This window comes from Microcoleus sp. Pol11C3 (genome assembly GCF_036701485.1).
Taxonomy (GTDB): Bacteria; Cyanobacteriota; Cyanobacteriia; order Cyanobacteriales; family Microcoleaceae; genus Microcoleus.
Map to the genome: position 1 here is coordinate 1 of NZ_JAUBQW010000145.1, position 15181 is coordinate 15181.

Annotated in this window: 14 protein-coding genes and 1 pseudogene; 13 read left to right on the forward strand and 2 right to left on the reverse strand. The window is 40.8% G+C overall.

Annotated elements, in window-relative coordinates:
- Nucleotides 1-86: 86 nt before the first annotated feature.
- Nucleotides 87-515 (forward strand): annotated as a pseudogene (locus QUA40_RS23850) (transposase); the annotation flags it as partial.
- 118 nt (nucleotides 516-633) lie between these two features.
- Here QUA40_RS23850 and QUA40_RS23855 read toward each other — a convergent pair.
- Nucleotides 634-1596, reverse strand: coding sequence for a polysaccharide pyruvyl transferase family protein (locus tag QUA40_RS23855; protein ID WP_333130483.1), 963 nt, complete (start codon nucleotides 1594-1596; stop codon nucleotides 634-636).
- Nucleotides 1597-1671: 75 nt separating this feature from the next.
- Nucleotides 1672-2595 carry a glycosyltransferase family 2 protein gene (locus tag QUA40_RS23860; protein WP_333130485.1) on the reverse strand — a complete coding sequence of 308 codons (924 nt, stop codon included), beginning with the start codon at nucleotides 2593-2595 and terminating at the stop codon, nucleotides 1672-1674.
- Between the two features lie 450 nt (nucleotides 2596-3045).
- On the opposite strand from QUA40_RS23860, the gene QUA40_RS23865 reads away from it, so the two are divergent.
- The 12 genes from QUA40_RS23865 (at nucleotide 3046) to QUA40_RS23920 (ending at nucleotide 15015) form a co-directional block, all read left to right on the forward strand.
- On the forward strand, nucleotides 3046-4383 hold the full coding sequence (locus tag QUA40_RS23865) for a flippase (protein WP_333130487.1): 1338 nt from the start codon (nucleotides 3046-3048) through the stop codon (nucleotides 4381-4383).
- A complete protein-coding gene (locus tag QUA40_RS23870; RefSeq protein ID WP_333130489.1) occupies nucleotides 4380-5597 on the forward strand; it encodes a hypothetical protein in 1218 nt (405 codons plus the stop codon). The genes QUA40_RS23865 and QUA40_RS23870 overlap by 4 nt, the downstream gene beginning before the upstream one ends.
- Nucleotides 5598-6260: 663 nt before the next feature.
- Complete coding sequence (locus tag QUA40_RS23875; protein WP_445301188.1) at nucleotides 6261-6560, forward strand: transposase; 300 nt, start codon at nucleotides 6261-6263, stop codon at nucleotides 6558-6560.
- A gap of 30 nt (nucleotides 6561-6590) precedes the next feature.
- The gene (locus QUA40_RS23880; RefSeq protein ID WP_333130491.1) at nucleotides 6591-6719 is read left to right on the forward strand and encodes a hypothetical protein; all 129 of its coding nucleotides are present in this window, start codon (nucleotides 6591-6593) and stop codon (nucleotides 6717-6719) included.
- 27 nt (nucleotides 6720-6746) lie between these two features.
- A complete protein-coding gene (locus tag QUA40_RS23885; protein ID WP_333130493.1) occupies nucleotides 6747-7679 on the forward strand; it encodes a glycosyltransferase family 2 protein in 933 nt (310 codons plus the stop codon).
- Between the two features lie 35 nt (nucleotides 7680-7714).
- Nucleotides 7715-8968 (forward strand): glycosyltransferase family 4 protein, encoded by a 1254-nt coding sequence (locus QUA40_RS23890; RefSeq protein WP_333130495.1) that lies wholly within the window; start codon nucleotides 7715-7717, stop codon nucleotides 8966-8968.
- A gap of 62 nt (nucleotides 8969-9030) precedes the next feature.
- Nucleotides 9031-9939 (forward strand): glycosyltransferase family 2 protein, encoded by a 909-nt coding sequence (locus QUA40_RS23895; protein WP_333130497.1) that lies wholly within the window; start codon nucleotides 9031-9033, stop codon nucleotides 9937-9939.
- Nucleotide 9940: 1 nt separating this feature from the next.
- Entirely contained in the window at nucleotides 9941-11101 is a 1161-nt protein-coding gene (locus QUA40_RS23900) for a glycosyltransferase family 4 protein (protein ID WP_333130499.1), read from the forward strand.
- Between the two features lie 99 nt (nucleotides 11102-11200).
- Entirely contained in the window at nucleotides 11201-12430 is a 1230-nt protein-coding gene (locus QUA40_RS23905) for a glycosyltransferase (RefSeq protein ID WP_333130501.1), read from the forward strand.
- Nucleotides 12431-12489: 59 nt separating this feature from the next.
- Nucleotides 12490-13572 (forward strand): NAD-dependent epimerase/dehydratase family protein, encoded by a 1083-nt coding sequence (locus tag QUA40_RS23910; RefSeq protein ID WP_333130503.1) that lies wholly within the window; start codon nucleotides 12490-12492, stop codon nucleotides 13570-13572.
- Nucleotides 13573-13647: 75 nt separating this feature from the next.
- Entirely contained in the window at nucleotides 13648-14493 is an 846-nt protein-coding gene (locus QUA40_RS23915) for a WecB/TagA/CpsF family glycosyltransferase (protein ID WP_333130505.1), read from the forward strand.
- Between the two features lie 168 nt (nucleotides 14494-14661).
- Entirely contained in the window at nucleotides 14662-15015 is a 354-nt protein-coding gene (locus QUA40_RS23920) for an IS630 transposase-related protein (protein ID WP_333130507.1), read from the forward strand.
- The last annotated feature ends 166 nt before the right edge of the window (nucleotides 15016-15181 follow it).

Below are 15181 nucleotides of genomic sequence, written 5' to 3' on the forward strand. Positions count from 1 at the left end.
GAGAACCTTTTTTCTTTGAGCTACCTCCGAAAATCCCCTTGACAACTGGCTTTGAGCCTTAACTTGTCACCAATGATGGCTGGCAGGATATCGGAGAATATTTAACAACTCCTAGTCGTCGTAGTCAGCGAATGAATGTACTAGGAATCATGAATCGAAATAACCATCTTGAAACTTATATTTCATCTCAAAGTATTAATTCAGATGTAGTTATTGCCTGTATTGATGCTTTTTTCCCCGCAGTACATAAGCCAACGGTAATTGTCACAGATCAAGCTTCTATTCATACCAGTGATGCTATTGTTGACAAAATTGAAGAGTGGAAACAACGTAATATTACTCTTTTTGAGTTGCCTTCTTACTCTCCTGAATTAAATTTAATTGAAATTAAATGGCGGTTTATTAAGTATGAATGGATTGAGATATCTGCTTATAAGAGTTGGGGAACTTTTGTTACATCTGTGGAAAAAATCCTGAAAAAATTTGGAAAAAACTATGTAATTAATTTTGTCTAGCTACTTAAAAAACTGTCCGAACTATTGATCTAAATAGGTTATTGGGTAACCGTGAAATCCTTGCAGTGTCAGCGTCCTTTCTTGCTAGAATATACAGTTTAAATACGTAACAGGTTAGCTAATAATTATTGACAGTCGCTAAAAATTGCTTTTTCCATTCATTAATGGCTGTTAAAGGGATTTTTACTAAAGTTTGTTCTTTAGCATTAATCCAATTAGCCACACTGTTTAAATCATCTCTTTGTACGACTGGCAAATTAGTATCTTTAGAAATTTCTGTAGCGCGATTATCCACTGACAGAATTAAACTTCTCCTTTTATATTGTAAAGCTCTAATCCCAGCGTGTAATCGTGTCCCTACATAATCAACCGCATACTGAGACAAAGCCATATCTAAAGCTGATAAGCTAGGATTAAGATAAATCGCTGCCTCGCCACATATATCTTTCATGTACTGATAATCTTTGGGCTGTTGCGTCCAGTAATAAATTAACTTATATTCCTGTTTCAGTAATTCCACTAACTGCTTATCAAAACTAGGATTTTGATTATACTCAGTAAAAGTAACTAATACTGACTCTGCTTTACATTTAGGAATTTGGACACAATGTTCCTCTGTTAATTTCCACATAGTAGGACAAGCAGTATTAATTACATTATTAATACCGATCGATTTTAGCTGTTTTTCTGTGTAACTGTCTCTCACGGAGTGCAGATATTTTTTACTTAATAGCCGTTTATACAAAGTTTTGGTATATAAATTAGGCTGATTTTGGTATTGCCACCATCCCACACCCATTAGCGTAATATCTGTAATAAATAGAGAGTCCATTAAACTGACCTTCCATTGATTATAGGAGTTCATGTTAGAAGACAATAAATTAGTGCCACCGACCAAAATTAAACTGCTTTTACTCATCAAGCGGTAAGAATCACTCGATATGACGTCATGGGTAGGAAAATTAATAAATAGTCTATCGGGAAACATCTCATATAAAATGCTATTCACTGCATCCATAATGATCTGGTCTCCTAAATTAGAGCTACAGATTGAGGTATCCAAGACTGAGATAGTTTTCATAGCCTATTTTTCCTTAAGTTGAGTAAGTTGACAGTGACATTTCGTATCAGTGCATTTCATTATGATTGGCAAAAATCATTTTAACCAGAGTTTATCAGGGAGTTTTTTTAAGTGTTTGATCACTTTATTAATCAAACTCTCATGACTGATAAATAGTTTTTCAAACATTAATCGATCGTACTCTCGATCACCCCTCAGATTATCATTGATTTCAAGAGGAAACCTTAAATCTAATTGTTTCATTTCTGCTATTTCTTTATTGAGAGTTCCAGTATGAGTAGCCCCTAACCCAAAACCTAAATTAGCCACCAAATTGACACAAGGCACGATCGACAAGCCCCCTTGAGCCAAGCGAGCAAAACTCCATTGAAAATCCCACGTATCTACCTTACCCTGAAAAGTATTTTCCAAATCCCGCGCTCTAATTTTATACTGAGCCTCATCAGCCAGTATAGCTTTAATTTTTGTTTTCACGTCAGGATTGATCCAAGCCTGCATATTAATATCATAAAATTGCCAGGCCCTCTGCCAAGAAGCCCAGCCCCAAATACCTCCATAATAAGAAAAATGATAACTTTGCCGATCGGATTTCCATTCCTCTAAATAATTAGTCCCACTAATCATCATTACCCTGGGTTCATTTCTATATAAATCCAGCATTTCTTCACAAAATTGAAAAAAAGATGGATTTGGCAAGCAATCATCTTCCACAATAATTGCTTCTTCTACTGTATTAAATACCCAATCTAACCCACTAGCTACCCTGTGCTTACAGCCCATATTAGCCTCAGCATAATTTTTATAAACTTGACAATCCCAGTCCACTTTTTCTATTATGGCTCTTACCTCAGCACATTTTTCAGCTTCCTCTGGCTTATCAGAGCGTGGTCCATCAACCACGAGTAGAAGTTTAGGCGGTTTAACTTCCCGAATCGCTGCAAATACCCTCTCTGTTGTATGAGGGCGATTAAATCCAAAAAAAGCCACAGGTGTTTTCATATATTAAACTCCAACTTATCATCCTTTTTGCTTTCGCTACACCTAGACTGCTTGCTCAACATTTAGCAAGTTTGGCTCTGAGTAGTTCAGTTCTGCCTTTTAATCCTGCTTTAGGATAGTGGATCATACCCAGTAAACTAGGGATTATGCTTTCACCTTTGCATTTGTAGGGATAGGAGTTGGGTTAAACCCCACCTACAAATCTCATCAGTTGTTCTAGCAAATGAGCTAAACTAACCTACAATGAGTAATAATACTCGTTTAGGTTAAACGAATCGTATAGTATTTGAAATTTTAGAATACATAGTGGTAAAAGTTGTAGTTAGGGTAATTGGTGTAAATCCTGTATAAGTGCTAGTCTTATGATAGACTATAAATCATTACTACTCTGGCTAGATTGCAAAAAGTTCAAAAAGTGTATTTTTATTTTGTAACAATTTAAAATTGCCGATGTTAGACAAGTTGGCTGGTATAGGTCAAAAGCTTGGTCCGGGTGTGCGCCAGGCACTAAGCAACATAGCTTGGCTGTTCACTGACCAAATCTTACAGATGGGTTTGGGTTTAGTCGTAGGCCTTTGGGTGGCTCGCTATTTAGGACCAGATCAATTTGGCTTACTCAACTACGCCTTGGCCTTTGTATCGCTATTTAGCGCGGTGGCATCAATGGGTTTGGGCAGAATCGTCATCCGCGATATTGCTCGCAACCCGGAATGTAAAAATGAGACGCTGGGAACAGCCTTCGGACTACAATTTATTGGCGGTATAATCACTTTGGTATTAACTGTCACCGTGATTTCCCTACTTAAGCCTAATGAAAGCCTAACTCGCTGGTTAGTAGGAATCATCGCCGCCGGAACTATTTTTAATGCTTTTGAAGCGATTAATTTTTGGTTTCAGTCCCAAGTGCAGTCAAAATATACAGTTTTAGCGAAAAATTCGGTATCTTTTTTCGTTGCTGCTGTCAGAATTGGGCTAGTTACATTTAAGTTTCCCCTCATTGCTTTCGCCTGGATTCGCCTAATAGAAGTGGCAATGATAGGAATCGCTTATGTATATTTTTATCGGCTCACTGGCAATAAAATTAAGCTGTGGCGATTCAGTTGGGATCGGTCCAAGGAATTACTTTTGGAAAGTTGGCCGATTATCTTGTCAGGATTGGCAGTTTATCTGTACTCAAAAACCGATCAGATTATGCTCGGCGCTATGAACAAAAATGCAGAACTGGGCTATTACGCTGCTGCCGTAAAAATTGCGGAAATCTGTGACTTCTTGCCAATGATCCTATCTAGCTCTATTTTTCCCAAGTTAACAAGTTTGAGAAAAAGCAATTATGAAGAATATCTAAACAAATTTCAAATTTATTCAGATATAATGATATTTTTCTGGTTAGGAGTAGCTATTCCCATCTCATTATTTTCGCCGTTGATCGTGCATCTGCTTTACGGTGAAAAGTATGCTAAGTCAGCAGCAGTGTTGTCAATCTATGTTTGGGCACAATTTGGTAGTAACTTTGGGGTGGCGCGGAACACATACTTTACGATAGAAGGTCAGTTGCGTTACAGTCTTTACTTGACCGTGGTTGGCTCTATTTTAAATGTGGGGTTAAACTTGCTGCTGATTCCTAAGTATGGAGCTTTTGGTGCAACTACGGCTACTCTAATCACTTATTTTTACGTGATTATATTAGTCAATTTCTTGATTAAGGAATTGCGCCCCTTTGGAAAAATGATCTGGCGTTCTCTTAACTTATACCAGGCTGCTTGTAGAATTAGAGCATTAGTAAAATGATTCAAATTAAACCTAACATCGAACAACGCTCGAATTGCCCCTGTTGCGGGACCGAACTCAGCCCAAAAAATGTTTTTTGGCAAGGGATACATATTGTTCTGGACTCTAAGTGCCAGGGATGTGGCAGCGAAATCATCGACGATTTGAGAGTAGGTCATGGAGTGAACAACTACCTTCAAGTTAATTTAATCAAAGAAGAAGTTTTTGCGGCGGTTGCTTACAGAAAAGAATGGTTAGGCAAACCATTACTCAATTCACTCCAAAATCCTCAACCAGATAAACTTGAGATAGTCAAGGAAATTTTTAAACCCTGCAATCGGGCAATTATCTTAAACTGTATCGATCATCTTTATGGTCACTCTCTGCTCAAATTGCTAAATGCACAAAAGCACTTAGAATGCAACTCGGAGTGCGGGTTAGTTGTGATAGTTCCTAATTTTTTAAGGTGGATGGTTCCAGATGGAGTTGCCGAAGTCTGGACAGTACCTATTTCATTAAAAAATGGTCAAAATTACTATCCCAGCTTCGCCGAGTTTGTTGAGGAAGAAACTAAACGCTTTGATGAAGTTTATGTCAGCGAAGCCCATTCTCATCCCAGTCAGTTCGACATCACGCAGTTTACGAGAGTTCCCAAACACAACTTTGAGGAACCCGAAACAAGAATTACTTTTATTTGGCGGGAAGATCGTTTATTAGTTAACCGCTTGCTGTTCCGAGTTTTGAGAAAGCTAAATCTACGACAAATGGCATTGCCAATGCAAAATTTGAAAATTCAGCAGTTATTTGAGAAAATCAGGTTGCAAGTACCAGAAGCAAAATTTGCTGTGGCTGGTCTGGGTACAAAAACTAAGTTCCCAGAATGGATTGAAGATTACAGGGTGGATAGTTTTAATGAAAAAATTGAAAAGGAAATATGCCGTTTTTATTCAGAAAGTCGGTTAGTAATTGGTCTTCATGGATCTAATATGCTGCTGCCTTCTGGTCATGCGGGTATGACCATTGATTTAATAGATGAACGGTGGGGAAACTTTGCCCAAGATGTTTTATACCAGGAACGCGATCCTAGAATGGCATCTTTTCGCTATAGATTTTTGCCTTATCAGACTAAAACTGATACACTGGCATTCATAGCGGCTGTGATGGTGCTGAATTGGTCTAAGTTTAAATCCCAGATGACTGCTGATGTTGTTAATTCAGATGTTGTAGAGTACTAGAAAAGAGCAAGTCGCAAAATGTTAAGGCGGGGCCAGCAACTTATCTTGTCAACTTCACCCTTTTTACTAAGCTGTTGTACCCTTAAATAGGGTATAATGGAAACTTAATTTAGTCAATCAGTACAAAAAAGCCAGCGAAGAATCATCTCAATGGAGAACAAATAGAGAAACTACAGAAAGCCTTAAAAAGGGAAGAAAATGGAGATATTAGAGAAAAAATTCTGATTTTCTTATTGCTCAATGACGGAAAAATACAAAATAAAACTGCTGAATTTGTGGGTTGTTCAGTAAATAAAGTGTCTAAAAGACTGCATTCATGGATACCCAGATAAACTAGAAAGTCTATCAGATAAAAAAAGGTTTGTAGAGTCTATAAGTAAAGGCGATTCAGATAATTTCTATAAAGTCCTAAAAATACTTTCTCAAGAACTAATTTATGAATGGGTATAGCAATCCTCGCATCAGTTTCAATAACTGGTTAACTGGTTCCCAAGCTCTGCCTGGAAACCAAGGTCACTCTTGCTCTGCCTCGGCCCAGACTATGGAGGCTCTTCCTCCGGATCTGCGTTACCAGGCTCTTCCTGGTAACGAGTATAATCATTTAGGATTGCTATAGAAGCCGGGAATCAAGCATCAGACTTTAGGGAGAAGCGAGCGAAAAGAGTGATCGTTCTCGATCATGCTAGTTTTCATAAGAAAGAAGAGTGCATGAAAAAAATTGAAACAGAAATGCCTAATCTTCATTTAGAAGTTTTCCCGGAATATAGTCCCGACTATAACTTAATTGAATTAGTCGGGCATTCTACAAAGGAATATATTATCAATCGACTTTTCACATCAATTGAAGAACTAGAATATTTATTACATCGTCTCTTAAATGAAGGAGAGTTGATTATTAAATGGGGAAAAAAATTAAAAACCAAGGTAATGCTTATATCACAGTTTAAATGCACAACAGCTTAGGATAGAATTTGGACGCTCAGAGAAGATACGATGGAGGGACTGGGACGGCTAAGTTTTGCGACTCTGATGGGCTACTGGTACGCAGCCATAGCCCAACTCAAGGATCGCTGGAAGCCAAGTCACAATACCCTCTATACGATTGTGGAAAGCCAGGTATAATTAAAACAATTAAGTAGAGTTTAAGAAATGTCCAATTACAAAATCCAAACACCCGTCGCTTTTATAATCTTCAAACGTCCAGATACAACGGCTAGAGTATTTGAGGCAATTCGTCAGGCAAAACCCCCCAAATTGCTAGTAATTGCTGACGGCCCACGTCCCGATAGGCCTGGAGAAGATCAAGAATGTGCTGCCAGCAGAGCTATTATTGACCAAGTAGATTGGGACTGCGAAGTTCTGAAAAATTACGCTGACGTAAATTTGGGTTGTTTGCAGCGGGTTTCTAGCGGTTTGAATTGGGTATTTGATATGGTTGAAGAGGCAATGATTCTTGAGGAGGACTGTCTCCCTCATCCTACATTTTTCCGCTTCGCTGAAGAATTGCTTGAGCGTTACCGAGACGACCAGCGGATTCTGTCAATTTCTGGTCAAAATGTTCAATTGGGGCGGAAAATAACTGATTATAGTTACTACTTTTTTCGCTACAATCACTGCTGGACTTGGGCGAGTTGGAGGCGAGCATGGCAGCACTATGATTTAGATATGAAGCTGTGGCCAGAAATTCGTGATGGTAATTTTTTGAGGGATGTACAGGGAGACTCCCATGCTGTAAAAGTTTGGAAAAATATTTTTCAGCTTTGTTATGAAATAAAATTACAGAGTTGGGCTTTTCCGTGGACATTTGCTAGCTTTATTCAAAATGGTATGAATATTCTTGCGAATCTTAATTTAGCTTCTAATATCGGACATGCTGTAGGGGGAACTAATACGGAAGATGTCAACAGTCCTTATAGTAATATGGCTGTAGAAGCTATAATATTTCCGATGAAACACCCGCCTTTTGCAATTAGGGATACGCAAGCAGATAATTTTACACAAAAAACTTTATTTGATTACGATCCGCTGTTGTTAAGAAAGGTACAAACAAAAGTCAATAAACTGTTGATAAAAATTAGGTAAAGTCAGTTAGGAATCTATTATGATAGGCAGGAGAAATGAAGGTTTTAGTTCTCAATACTTCTGATACTGAAGGGGGGGCGGCTCGCGCCGCTTATCGACTGCACCAAGGTTTGCAGGCGATTGGTGTGTCTTCGCAAATGCTGGTGAAAAATAAGAGTAGTGGCGCTCGCAATGTAATTTCGTCACAGAATATTATTGCGAATAAGTTTGACAAGATTATTTCAACTTTATATAACGCACCCTTGCGATTTTACCCTGAGAGAAACCCAGTTATATTTTCTACGGAATGGCTGCCCGATTCTCTCCCTGGTCAAGTTGCCAAACTAAAACCTGATATTATTAATTTGCACTGGGTTTGTGGAGGTTATTTACAAGTAGAAAGTATTCCGAAGTTTAATCAACCCTTAGTCTGGACGCTGCATGATATGTGGCCTTTTACAGGTGGATGTCATTATAGTGAAGATTGCGATCGCTACACTCAATCTTGTGGTAGCTGTCCGCAACTTCACAGTAATAAAGAGTCGGATCTGTCGCGGTCGGTGTGGCAGCGGAAAGCTAAAGCTTGGAAAAAGCTTAACCTAACTCTGGTTAGCCCTAGTGTTTGGTTAGCTAAATACGCTAATTCTAGTTCTTTATTCAAAGATTTTAGAGTTGAAGTAATTCCTAATGGCATCAATTCTCAAAAGTATAAACCCATAAATCGTCAATGGGCGCGAGAAATTCTGAATTTACCTCAAGATAAACAAATTGTACTATTTGGAAGTGCAGGTGGAACGGGTGATCGCTGGAAAGGATTTAACTTGCTCGTACCCGCTTTACAAAGCCTCAGTAAATCAGGCTGGAAAGAGAGGATAGAGTTGCTGGTTTTTGGCTCTTCGGAACCAGAAAATCCCATTGAACTTGGTTTTAAAACTCACTATTTGGGGAGACTTGCAGATGATATTTCCCTAGCCACTGTTTATGCAGCAGCAGATATTTTTGTCGCCCCTTCCGTGATAGATAACTTGCCAAATACAGTCATGGAAGCCCTTGCTTGCGGCATCCCCAGCGTCGCATTTAATATTGGGGGACTGCCCGATCTGATCGAACACTGCTCAAATGGCTATTTAGCTAAACCTTATGAAACAGAAGACTTAGCACAAGGAATTGCTTGGGTTTTAGAAAATCCCCATCGGCATCAAAAACTTTGTGTTCGCGCCCGCCAGAAAGTGGAACAAGAATTTACCTTAGACATACAAGCAAATCGCTATTTGTCTATTTTTAACGAGGTTATGTCAACTCGCAAGTAAAAATCTAATTTTAAGTAGTAAATTTTACCTGGCTATGGCTAAAAACTACCCAATTGAGAATAATGAACCGTACTAAAATCGCCACCCTTTTAACTTGCTTCAATCGCAAACAAAAAACATTGGCTTGCCTAGAGGCCCTTTTTAAACAGGTACTTCCAGCCGATGTTGATATTTTAGCCTATCTAGTCGATGATGCCAGCACGGACGGAACCAGCGATGCAGTCCGTCAAACCTATCCTCAAGTCAAGATTTTTTCCGGCGATGGGAACCTATTTTGGAACGGGGGAATGCGTGGGGCTTTCAGCGAAGCAATGAAAGATGATCCTGACTACTACCTCTGGTTAAATGATGATACTCTTATTTATCCAGAAACAGTAAGTGTCTTGCTAGAAACCAGTCACAAGTTATCAGAAAAAGGAGAAACAAAAGCAATCGTTGGCGGTTCTACCTGTGACCCAGAAACTGGTCAAACAACTTACGGCGGTGTGGTGCGAAATAACGCTTTGCACCCCTTCCGATATGGTGTCCTCGAACCAACAAAAGAGTCTCAGATTTGCGATACTATGCACGGTAACTGCGTATTAATGCCCCGCAGTGTTGTGCAAATTGTCGGCAACCTCGATCCGGCTTTTGTCCATTATATTGGGGATTGGGATTATGGTTTACGAGCCAGACAGAAAGGATGTACAGTTTGGATTGCTCCGGGCTATGTAGGTACTTGTTCCCTCAACCCCCAGGTTACCAAAACGGCTGCTGAGAATTTAAGCGAAGGATTGGATAAAATGAGCCAACCGAAAGGTTTATCATTCAAAGATACTACCCTGCAACCGGCTCAAGAGTGGAAAGTATTTACTCAACGACATGGTGGCTGGTTGTGGCCAATTTATTGGCTGCTACCTTATCGCAGGTTAGTTTGGCTTTCAGTGTTGAGTAAACTGGGATTGACTAAAAACAAAACTCAAGGTGAATAGGATGGTTGATAGAAATGAACTCCGCATTGCTTGGCTTGTCCCGGAAGTGGAACTGGGAGCTTACTGGCAGCCTGTTTTGAGGGAATTTACGAAAAATTTTAAGCATACTGTATTTTATACAGGTCGTGTTTGGCCGGGGTTCGATCCTACGCTGCCGGGAGCATCGACAATTCAGTTGGTAGGGGAGACTAAATTTGTCGAGACGGAAAAGATAGAAACAGGATACGATCGCGGATTCATTGTAGTATCGCCTAGTATTATCGGCTATTTGCTAAAATTTAGACCTCATGTGGTCTTTCCCCAAGCTTTCTCTTTGTGGACTGTAATTGTTGCGTTTTTAAAACCCCTACTGAGGTGGAAAATTGCGATTATTTACGATGGTAGTTCCCCAAATACAGACTTTCGAGATTCCAGTTTTAGGACATTTGTGCGCCGCATCCTTGTGCGGTTTGCCGATGCTTTTGTTGCCAATAGCAATGCGGGTAAAAAATATCTGATGGAAGTTCTCAACGTACCGGAGGACAAAATTTTTACCCGAACCTATCTCGTACCTGATGCGGGAGCTTTGCTGAAACGATTGGATCAAACTCAGCCACCAAACTTGCAGTTGAAACGCCCGATTTTTCTCTATGTAGGGCGCATAACGGCTAGAAAGGGAATTAAAACGCTTTTAGAAGCTTGCGCTATTCTTAAAAATCAAGGTTATGTTGATTATTCGCTGTTGATTATAGGCAAGGGAGATCAGCGGGAAGAACTGGAAGCATTTATTAAAGAGTGCGATTTTGAAGAGCAAGTAACGTGGGCGGGATGGGTAGAATATGGAAATTTAGGTGCTTATTTTCAGCAAGCTGATATTTTTGTGTTTCCTACTTTTGAGGATGTATGGGGTATGGTTGTACCGGAAGCGATGGTGTTGGGAAAAGCAGTATTGTGTTCAAATGGTGCAGCTTCCTGTGAGTTAATTATGTCAGGCGAGAACGGTTATATTTTCGACCCTAGCAGTGCTCAAGAGTTAGCGGATAAAATGCAAATTTTTCTAGATAATCCTGATTTGATTGAGTCGATGGGAGAGCGTTCACGACAGATAATTTCTCAAAAAACGCCAGAAACAGCAGCTAAAGCTTACGTCGAAGTTACATCTTTTTTGATGGAGAATAGGTGAACCAAGTTCGGCAACGGATTTTTTAAATGATTTAACGGAGGGATGGAAGAGGGAAGAGGGAAAAATTAGCAATTATCAATTAGCAATTACCACTTAGCCATGAAAGTTTTATTATCTGCGTTTGCTTGCGAACCGAATCTCGGCTCCGAAGAGGGAGTAGGATGGAATACTGTTATCCAATCTGCTAAACATCACGAAAGTTGGGTATTTACTCGCACGTTTTGTCGATCGTACATTGAAGCAGAATTAGATCGGAACCCAGTACCAAATCTGCACTTTGTTTATTTCGATCCGTTTGGGTGGAGCGAAGATTGGAAGGGGAAACAAGGATTGCTGCAACTTCACTACTATCTGTGGCAAATCTGGGCTTATTTTATCGCTCGGAAGCTCGATCGCGAAATCGGTTTTGACATAGTACATCACGTAACTTATGTCAAACATTGGTCTCCCAGTTTCTTGGCGCTGTTGCCACATCCTTTTATTTGGGGGCCTGTGGGGGGTGCAGAAGCAGCACCAAAGGCTTTTTGGCAAGATTTTAGCCGCCGGGGAAAAATTTACGAAACGCTGCGGGCATTGGCTCAAAGCGTAGGAGAACGCGATCCGTTTGTGGGTTTGACGGCGCGCCGCAGTGCCGTGGCGCTGGCAACTACGGAAGAAACCGCAGCCAGACTGCGATTTCTCAAAGCAAAAAATGTGAATATTTTCTCACAAGTCGGTTTGTCGCAGCAGGAAATTCAAGAACTCGAGCAATTTCCTACCCCGCCGGAGCAATCAATTAGATTCATCAGTGTCGGTCGTCTCTTACACTGGAAAGGGGTGCACTTGGGACTCCGTGCATTTGCGGAGGCGAAGCTGGAACAATCCGAATACTGGATTGTGGGAGACGGGCCGGAAAGGCAGCGCTTGGAAGCTTTGGCAACACAATTGGGACTGGCAAATAAAGTATTTTTTTGGGGAACTTTATCTCGCCCTGAAACTCTTTCTAAAATGGGGGAGTCTCACGTTCTCCTCCATCCGAGTTTGCATGACTCTGGTGGTTTTGTTTGCACGGAAATGATGGGGATTGGCCGTCCCACGATTTGTTTGGATTTGGGGGGACCGGCTACTCAAGTGACGGATCAAACGGGGATTAAAGTGGCTGCTACTGACCCAGAGCGCACTGTGCAAGGTCTAGCAGAAGCTATAGTGTGTTTAGCCCAAGATCGTGAATTGCGATCGCGCTTGGGTCGATCGGGTCAAACGCGCGTCAGGGAAGTATATGATTGGGATGTGAAAGGTAAATTCTTTGCTCAATTGTGCGAAGATATAGTCAAGGGAAAATCAGGATAAATTCTGATGGGTTCGATCAGGCAAAACAAAGAAAACTATATTTTTTCAGGCGGTGAAACGTGGGCGTTGCAATCATTACTGGATCGGCGGGTTTAATTGGCTCTGAGGCGTGTAAGTTCTTTGCCAATCAAGGCTTAGATATAGTTGGCATCGACAATAATATGCGCCAGTTCTTTTTTGGTGCTGATGGTTCAACAAACTGGAACCGCCAACTGCTCGAAAAGTCCTTGGGTACCAAGTATTATCACTTAGATGTGGACATTCGCGACTATGAAGCGATTACCAATATCTTTCAGCGGTACGGCGAGTCAATCGAATTAGTAATTCACACAGCAGCCCAGCCCAGCCATGATTGGGCTTCCCGTGCTCCGAAAATAGATTTTACAGTCAATGCCAACGGTACTATCAATCTTCTAGAAGTAACTCGCTTGTACTGTCCTAAAGCGGTTTTCATTTTCACTTCGACCAATAAAGTATACGGCGATACACCCAACAAATTGCCTTTAATTGAATTAGAACACAGATGGGAAATTGAATCGGGTCACACTTACGAAAGCGGCATTCGGGAAGATATGTCGATCGACCAGTGCCTGCACAGTTTGTTTGGTGCTTCTAAGGTAGCTGCTGATATTTTAGTTCAAGAATACGGTCGATATTTTAATATGAACACCGCTTGTTTTCGTGGTGGCTGCCTGACGGGACCAAATCACTCGGGAGCTCAGTTGCACGGCTTCCTTGCATACTTGATGAAGTGCGCCGTGACGGGAACTCCTTACACCGTGTTTGGCTACAAAGGCAAGCAAGTCCGCGATAACATTCATAGCGCGGATTTAATTTCGGCATTTTATGAATTTTATAAGGCTCCCAGAAGCGCCCAAGTTTATAATACAGGAGGAGGCAGATACAGCAATTGTTCGATGTTAGAAGCCATCCAGATGTGCGAGGCAATTGCGGAACGCAAATTTAATTGGACTTATGCTGAAGGGAATCGCATTGGCGATCACATTTGGTGGATTAGCGACAATTCAAAATTTTCCAGTCACTATCCTAACTGGAAAATGAAATATAACGTTAAACAAATCCTACAGGAGATTTATGAATGTAACCGCGAGCGTTGGCTGAAAGAAGGGTCGGATGATTGAGCTGGGAAAAAAGAATGTGCTGGAAATTTGGGGAAACGAGGAAATACAAAGTTAAACAAATCCTACAGGAGATTTATGAGTGTAACCGCGAGCGTTGGCTTAAAGAGGTCTTCTATGATTGATAAAGGGAAAAAGAATGTACTCGGCATATTAGTAAATGCCGTTAATTATGAAGCGGCTGTTAGCAAAATTATTGCAGCAGCCAGCGCCGGAAAACCAATGTGTGTTTCGGCTCTAGCGGTTCACGGTGTAATGACTGGGGTTCTTGACAGCACTCATCGCTATCGGATTAATCACTTTGACTTAGTATTGCCAGACGGACAGCCTGTGAGGTGGGCGTTAAATTTGCTCTACAATACGGAATTGCCCGATCGAGTTTGTGGGCCGAATGCGATGTTACAAATCTGCGAACGTGCGGCAGAAGAAGGATTATCTATCTATTTGTACGGGTCTCAATCTTCTGTACTGGAGGCGTTATCTCACAATCTTTGCCAACGTTTTCCCAAGTTAATTATCGCTGGAACTCAGCCTTCTAAATTTAGGCACGTTTCGGCCCAAGAAAAACAAGAAATTGCGCAGCGAATCCGCAACAGCGGTGCAGCAATTACTTTTGTCGGTTTGGGATGTCCGCGACAAGAAGTCTGGGCTTATGAATACCGGGACGAGTTATCAATGCCACTGATTGCTGTAGGTGCTGCTTACGATTTTCATGCGGGTAATTTGGCTAAATCTCCTGAGTTTTTATCTAAGATAGGTTTGGAATGGCTGTTTCGGATGATGAAGGAACCTCGACGCCTTTGGCAGCGGTATGTTTTTTTGAATCCGCTTTATATCTGGCTGTTTTTGCTACAAGCTTTGAAAATCAAACAGTTCGACCCCACAGACGCCACGCCGCCTGTAGAAGAAGTATTATATGGTTGAAATTTAAAAGTTTCTTGTGAATTATGGGTGCTCACAAGTAAAAAGTAAAAAAGTAAACACATCGTAACTAATCGTTTTGAGGTGCATATGCGATCGCATATTCAAGAAAACTTACAGCACTTCCGGGTGTTATGAGGTACAATAAGAATAGATAAAAAAAATACACCAATGAAACCATATTCAGTAGATTTACGAACAAAAATAGTAGCAGCCCATCAAGAGCAGAAGCTGTCGATCAGAAAAACAGCAGCGATATTTTCTGTCAGTAAAAGCTTAGTTCAAAAACTGGTCAAGCAACAAAAAATAGAGGGGAATTTACAGCCGAAACCTAGGGGTAAACCGAGATACAGTCATTTGAAGAATTCCACAGCTTCTTTGAAAGAAATAGTGGCCGCACATCCCGATGCCACTTTGCTAGAATTGTGTGAGTTATTTTCCCAGAATACGGGAAATTGGGTGGGTAAAACAGCCATGTGTAACGCCTTACAAAAGTTGGGATTAAATCGTAAAAAAAAACAGTGAGAAGTAGCCAAGCCGGCACTGAAAGAGTCATGAAATTAAGGTTAGAGTATTGGGAAAAAGTCAAGGATATCGACCCAAAAAATCTAGTCTTTTTAGATGAGACTGGAGTATTACGCTTGTTTAACCAGAACTCATGCACGTTCCCAACGAGGAACGAGAGCCGATG

What these genes read in the sequence shown, in the direction of transcription:
- QUA40_RS23865 (WP_333130487.1), top strand. Translation starts at nt 3,046, where the DNA reads ATGTTAGACAAGTTGGCTGGTATAGGTCAAAAGCTTGGTCCGGGTGTG.
- QUA40_RS23900 (WP_333130499.1), top strand. Translation starts at nt 9,941, where the DNA reads ATGGTTGATAGAAATGAACTCCGCATTGCTTGGCTTGTCCCGGAAGTG.
- QUA40_RS23860 (WP_333130485.1), bottom strand. Translation starts at nt 2,595, where the DNA reads ATGAAAACACCTGTGGCTTTTTTTGGATTTAATCGCCCTCATACAACA.
- QUA40_RS23885 (WP_333130493.1), top strand. Translation starts at nt 6,747, where the DNA reads ATGTCCAATTACAAAATCCAAACACCCGTCGCTTTTATAATCTTCAAA.
- QUA40_RS23870 (WP_333130489.1), top strand. Translation starts at nt 4,380, where the DNA reads ATGATTCAAATTAAACCTAACATCGAACAACGCTCGAATTGCCCCTGT.
- QUA40_RS23855 (WP_333130483.1), bottom strand. Translation starts at nt 1,596, where the DNA reads ATGAAAACTATCTCAGTCTTGGATACCTCAATCTGTAGCTCTAATTTA.
- QUA40_RS23915 (WP_333130505.1), top strand. Translation starts at nt 13,648, where the DNA reads ATGAGTGTAACCGCGAGCGTTGGCTTAAAGAGGTCTTCTATGATTGAT.
- QUA40_RS23890 (WP_333130495.1), top strand. Translation starts at nt 7,715, where the DNA reads ATGAAGGTTTTAGTTCTCAATACTTCTGATACTGAAGGGGGGGCGGCT.
- QUA40_RS23895 (WP_333130497.1), top strand. Translation starts at nt 9,031, where the DNA reads ATGAACCGTACTAAAATCGCCACCCTTTTAACTTGCTTCAATCGCAAA.
- QUA40_RS23920 (WP_333130507.1), top strand. Translation starts at nt 14,662, where the DNA reads ATGAAACCATATTCAGTAGATTTACGAACAAAAATAGTAGCAGCCCAT.
- QUA40_RS23880 (WP_333130491.1), top strand. Translation starts at nt 6,591, where the DNA reads ATGGAGGGACTGGGACGGCTAAGTTTTGCGACTCTGATGGGCTACTGG.
- QUA40_RS23905 (WP_333130501.1), top strand. Translation starts at nt 11,201, where the DNA reads ATGAAAGTTTTATTATCTGCGTTTGCTTGCGAACCGAATCTCGGCTCC.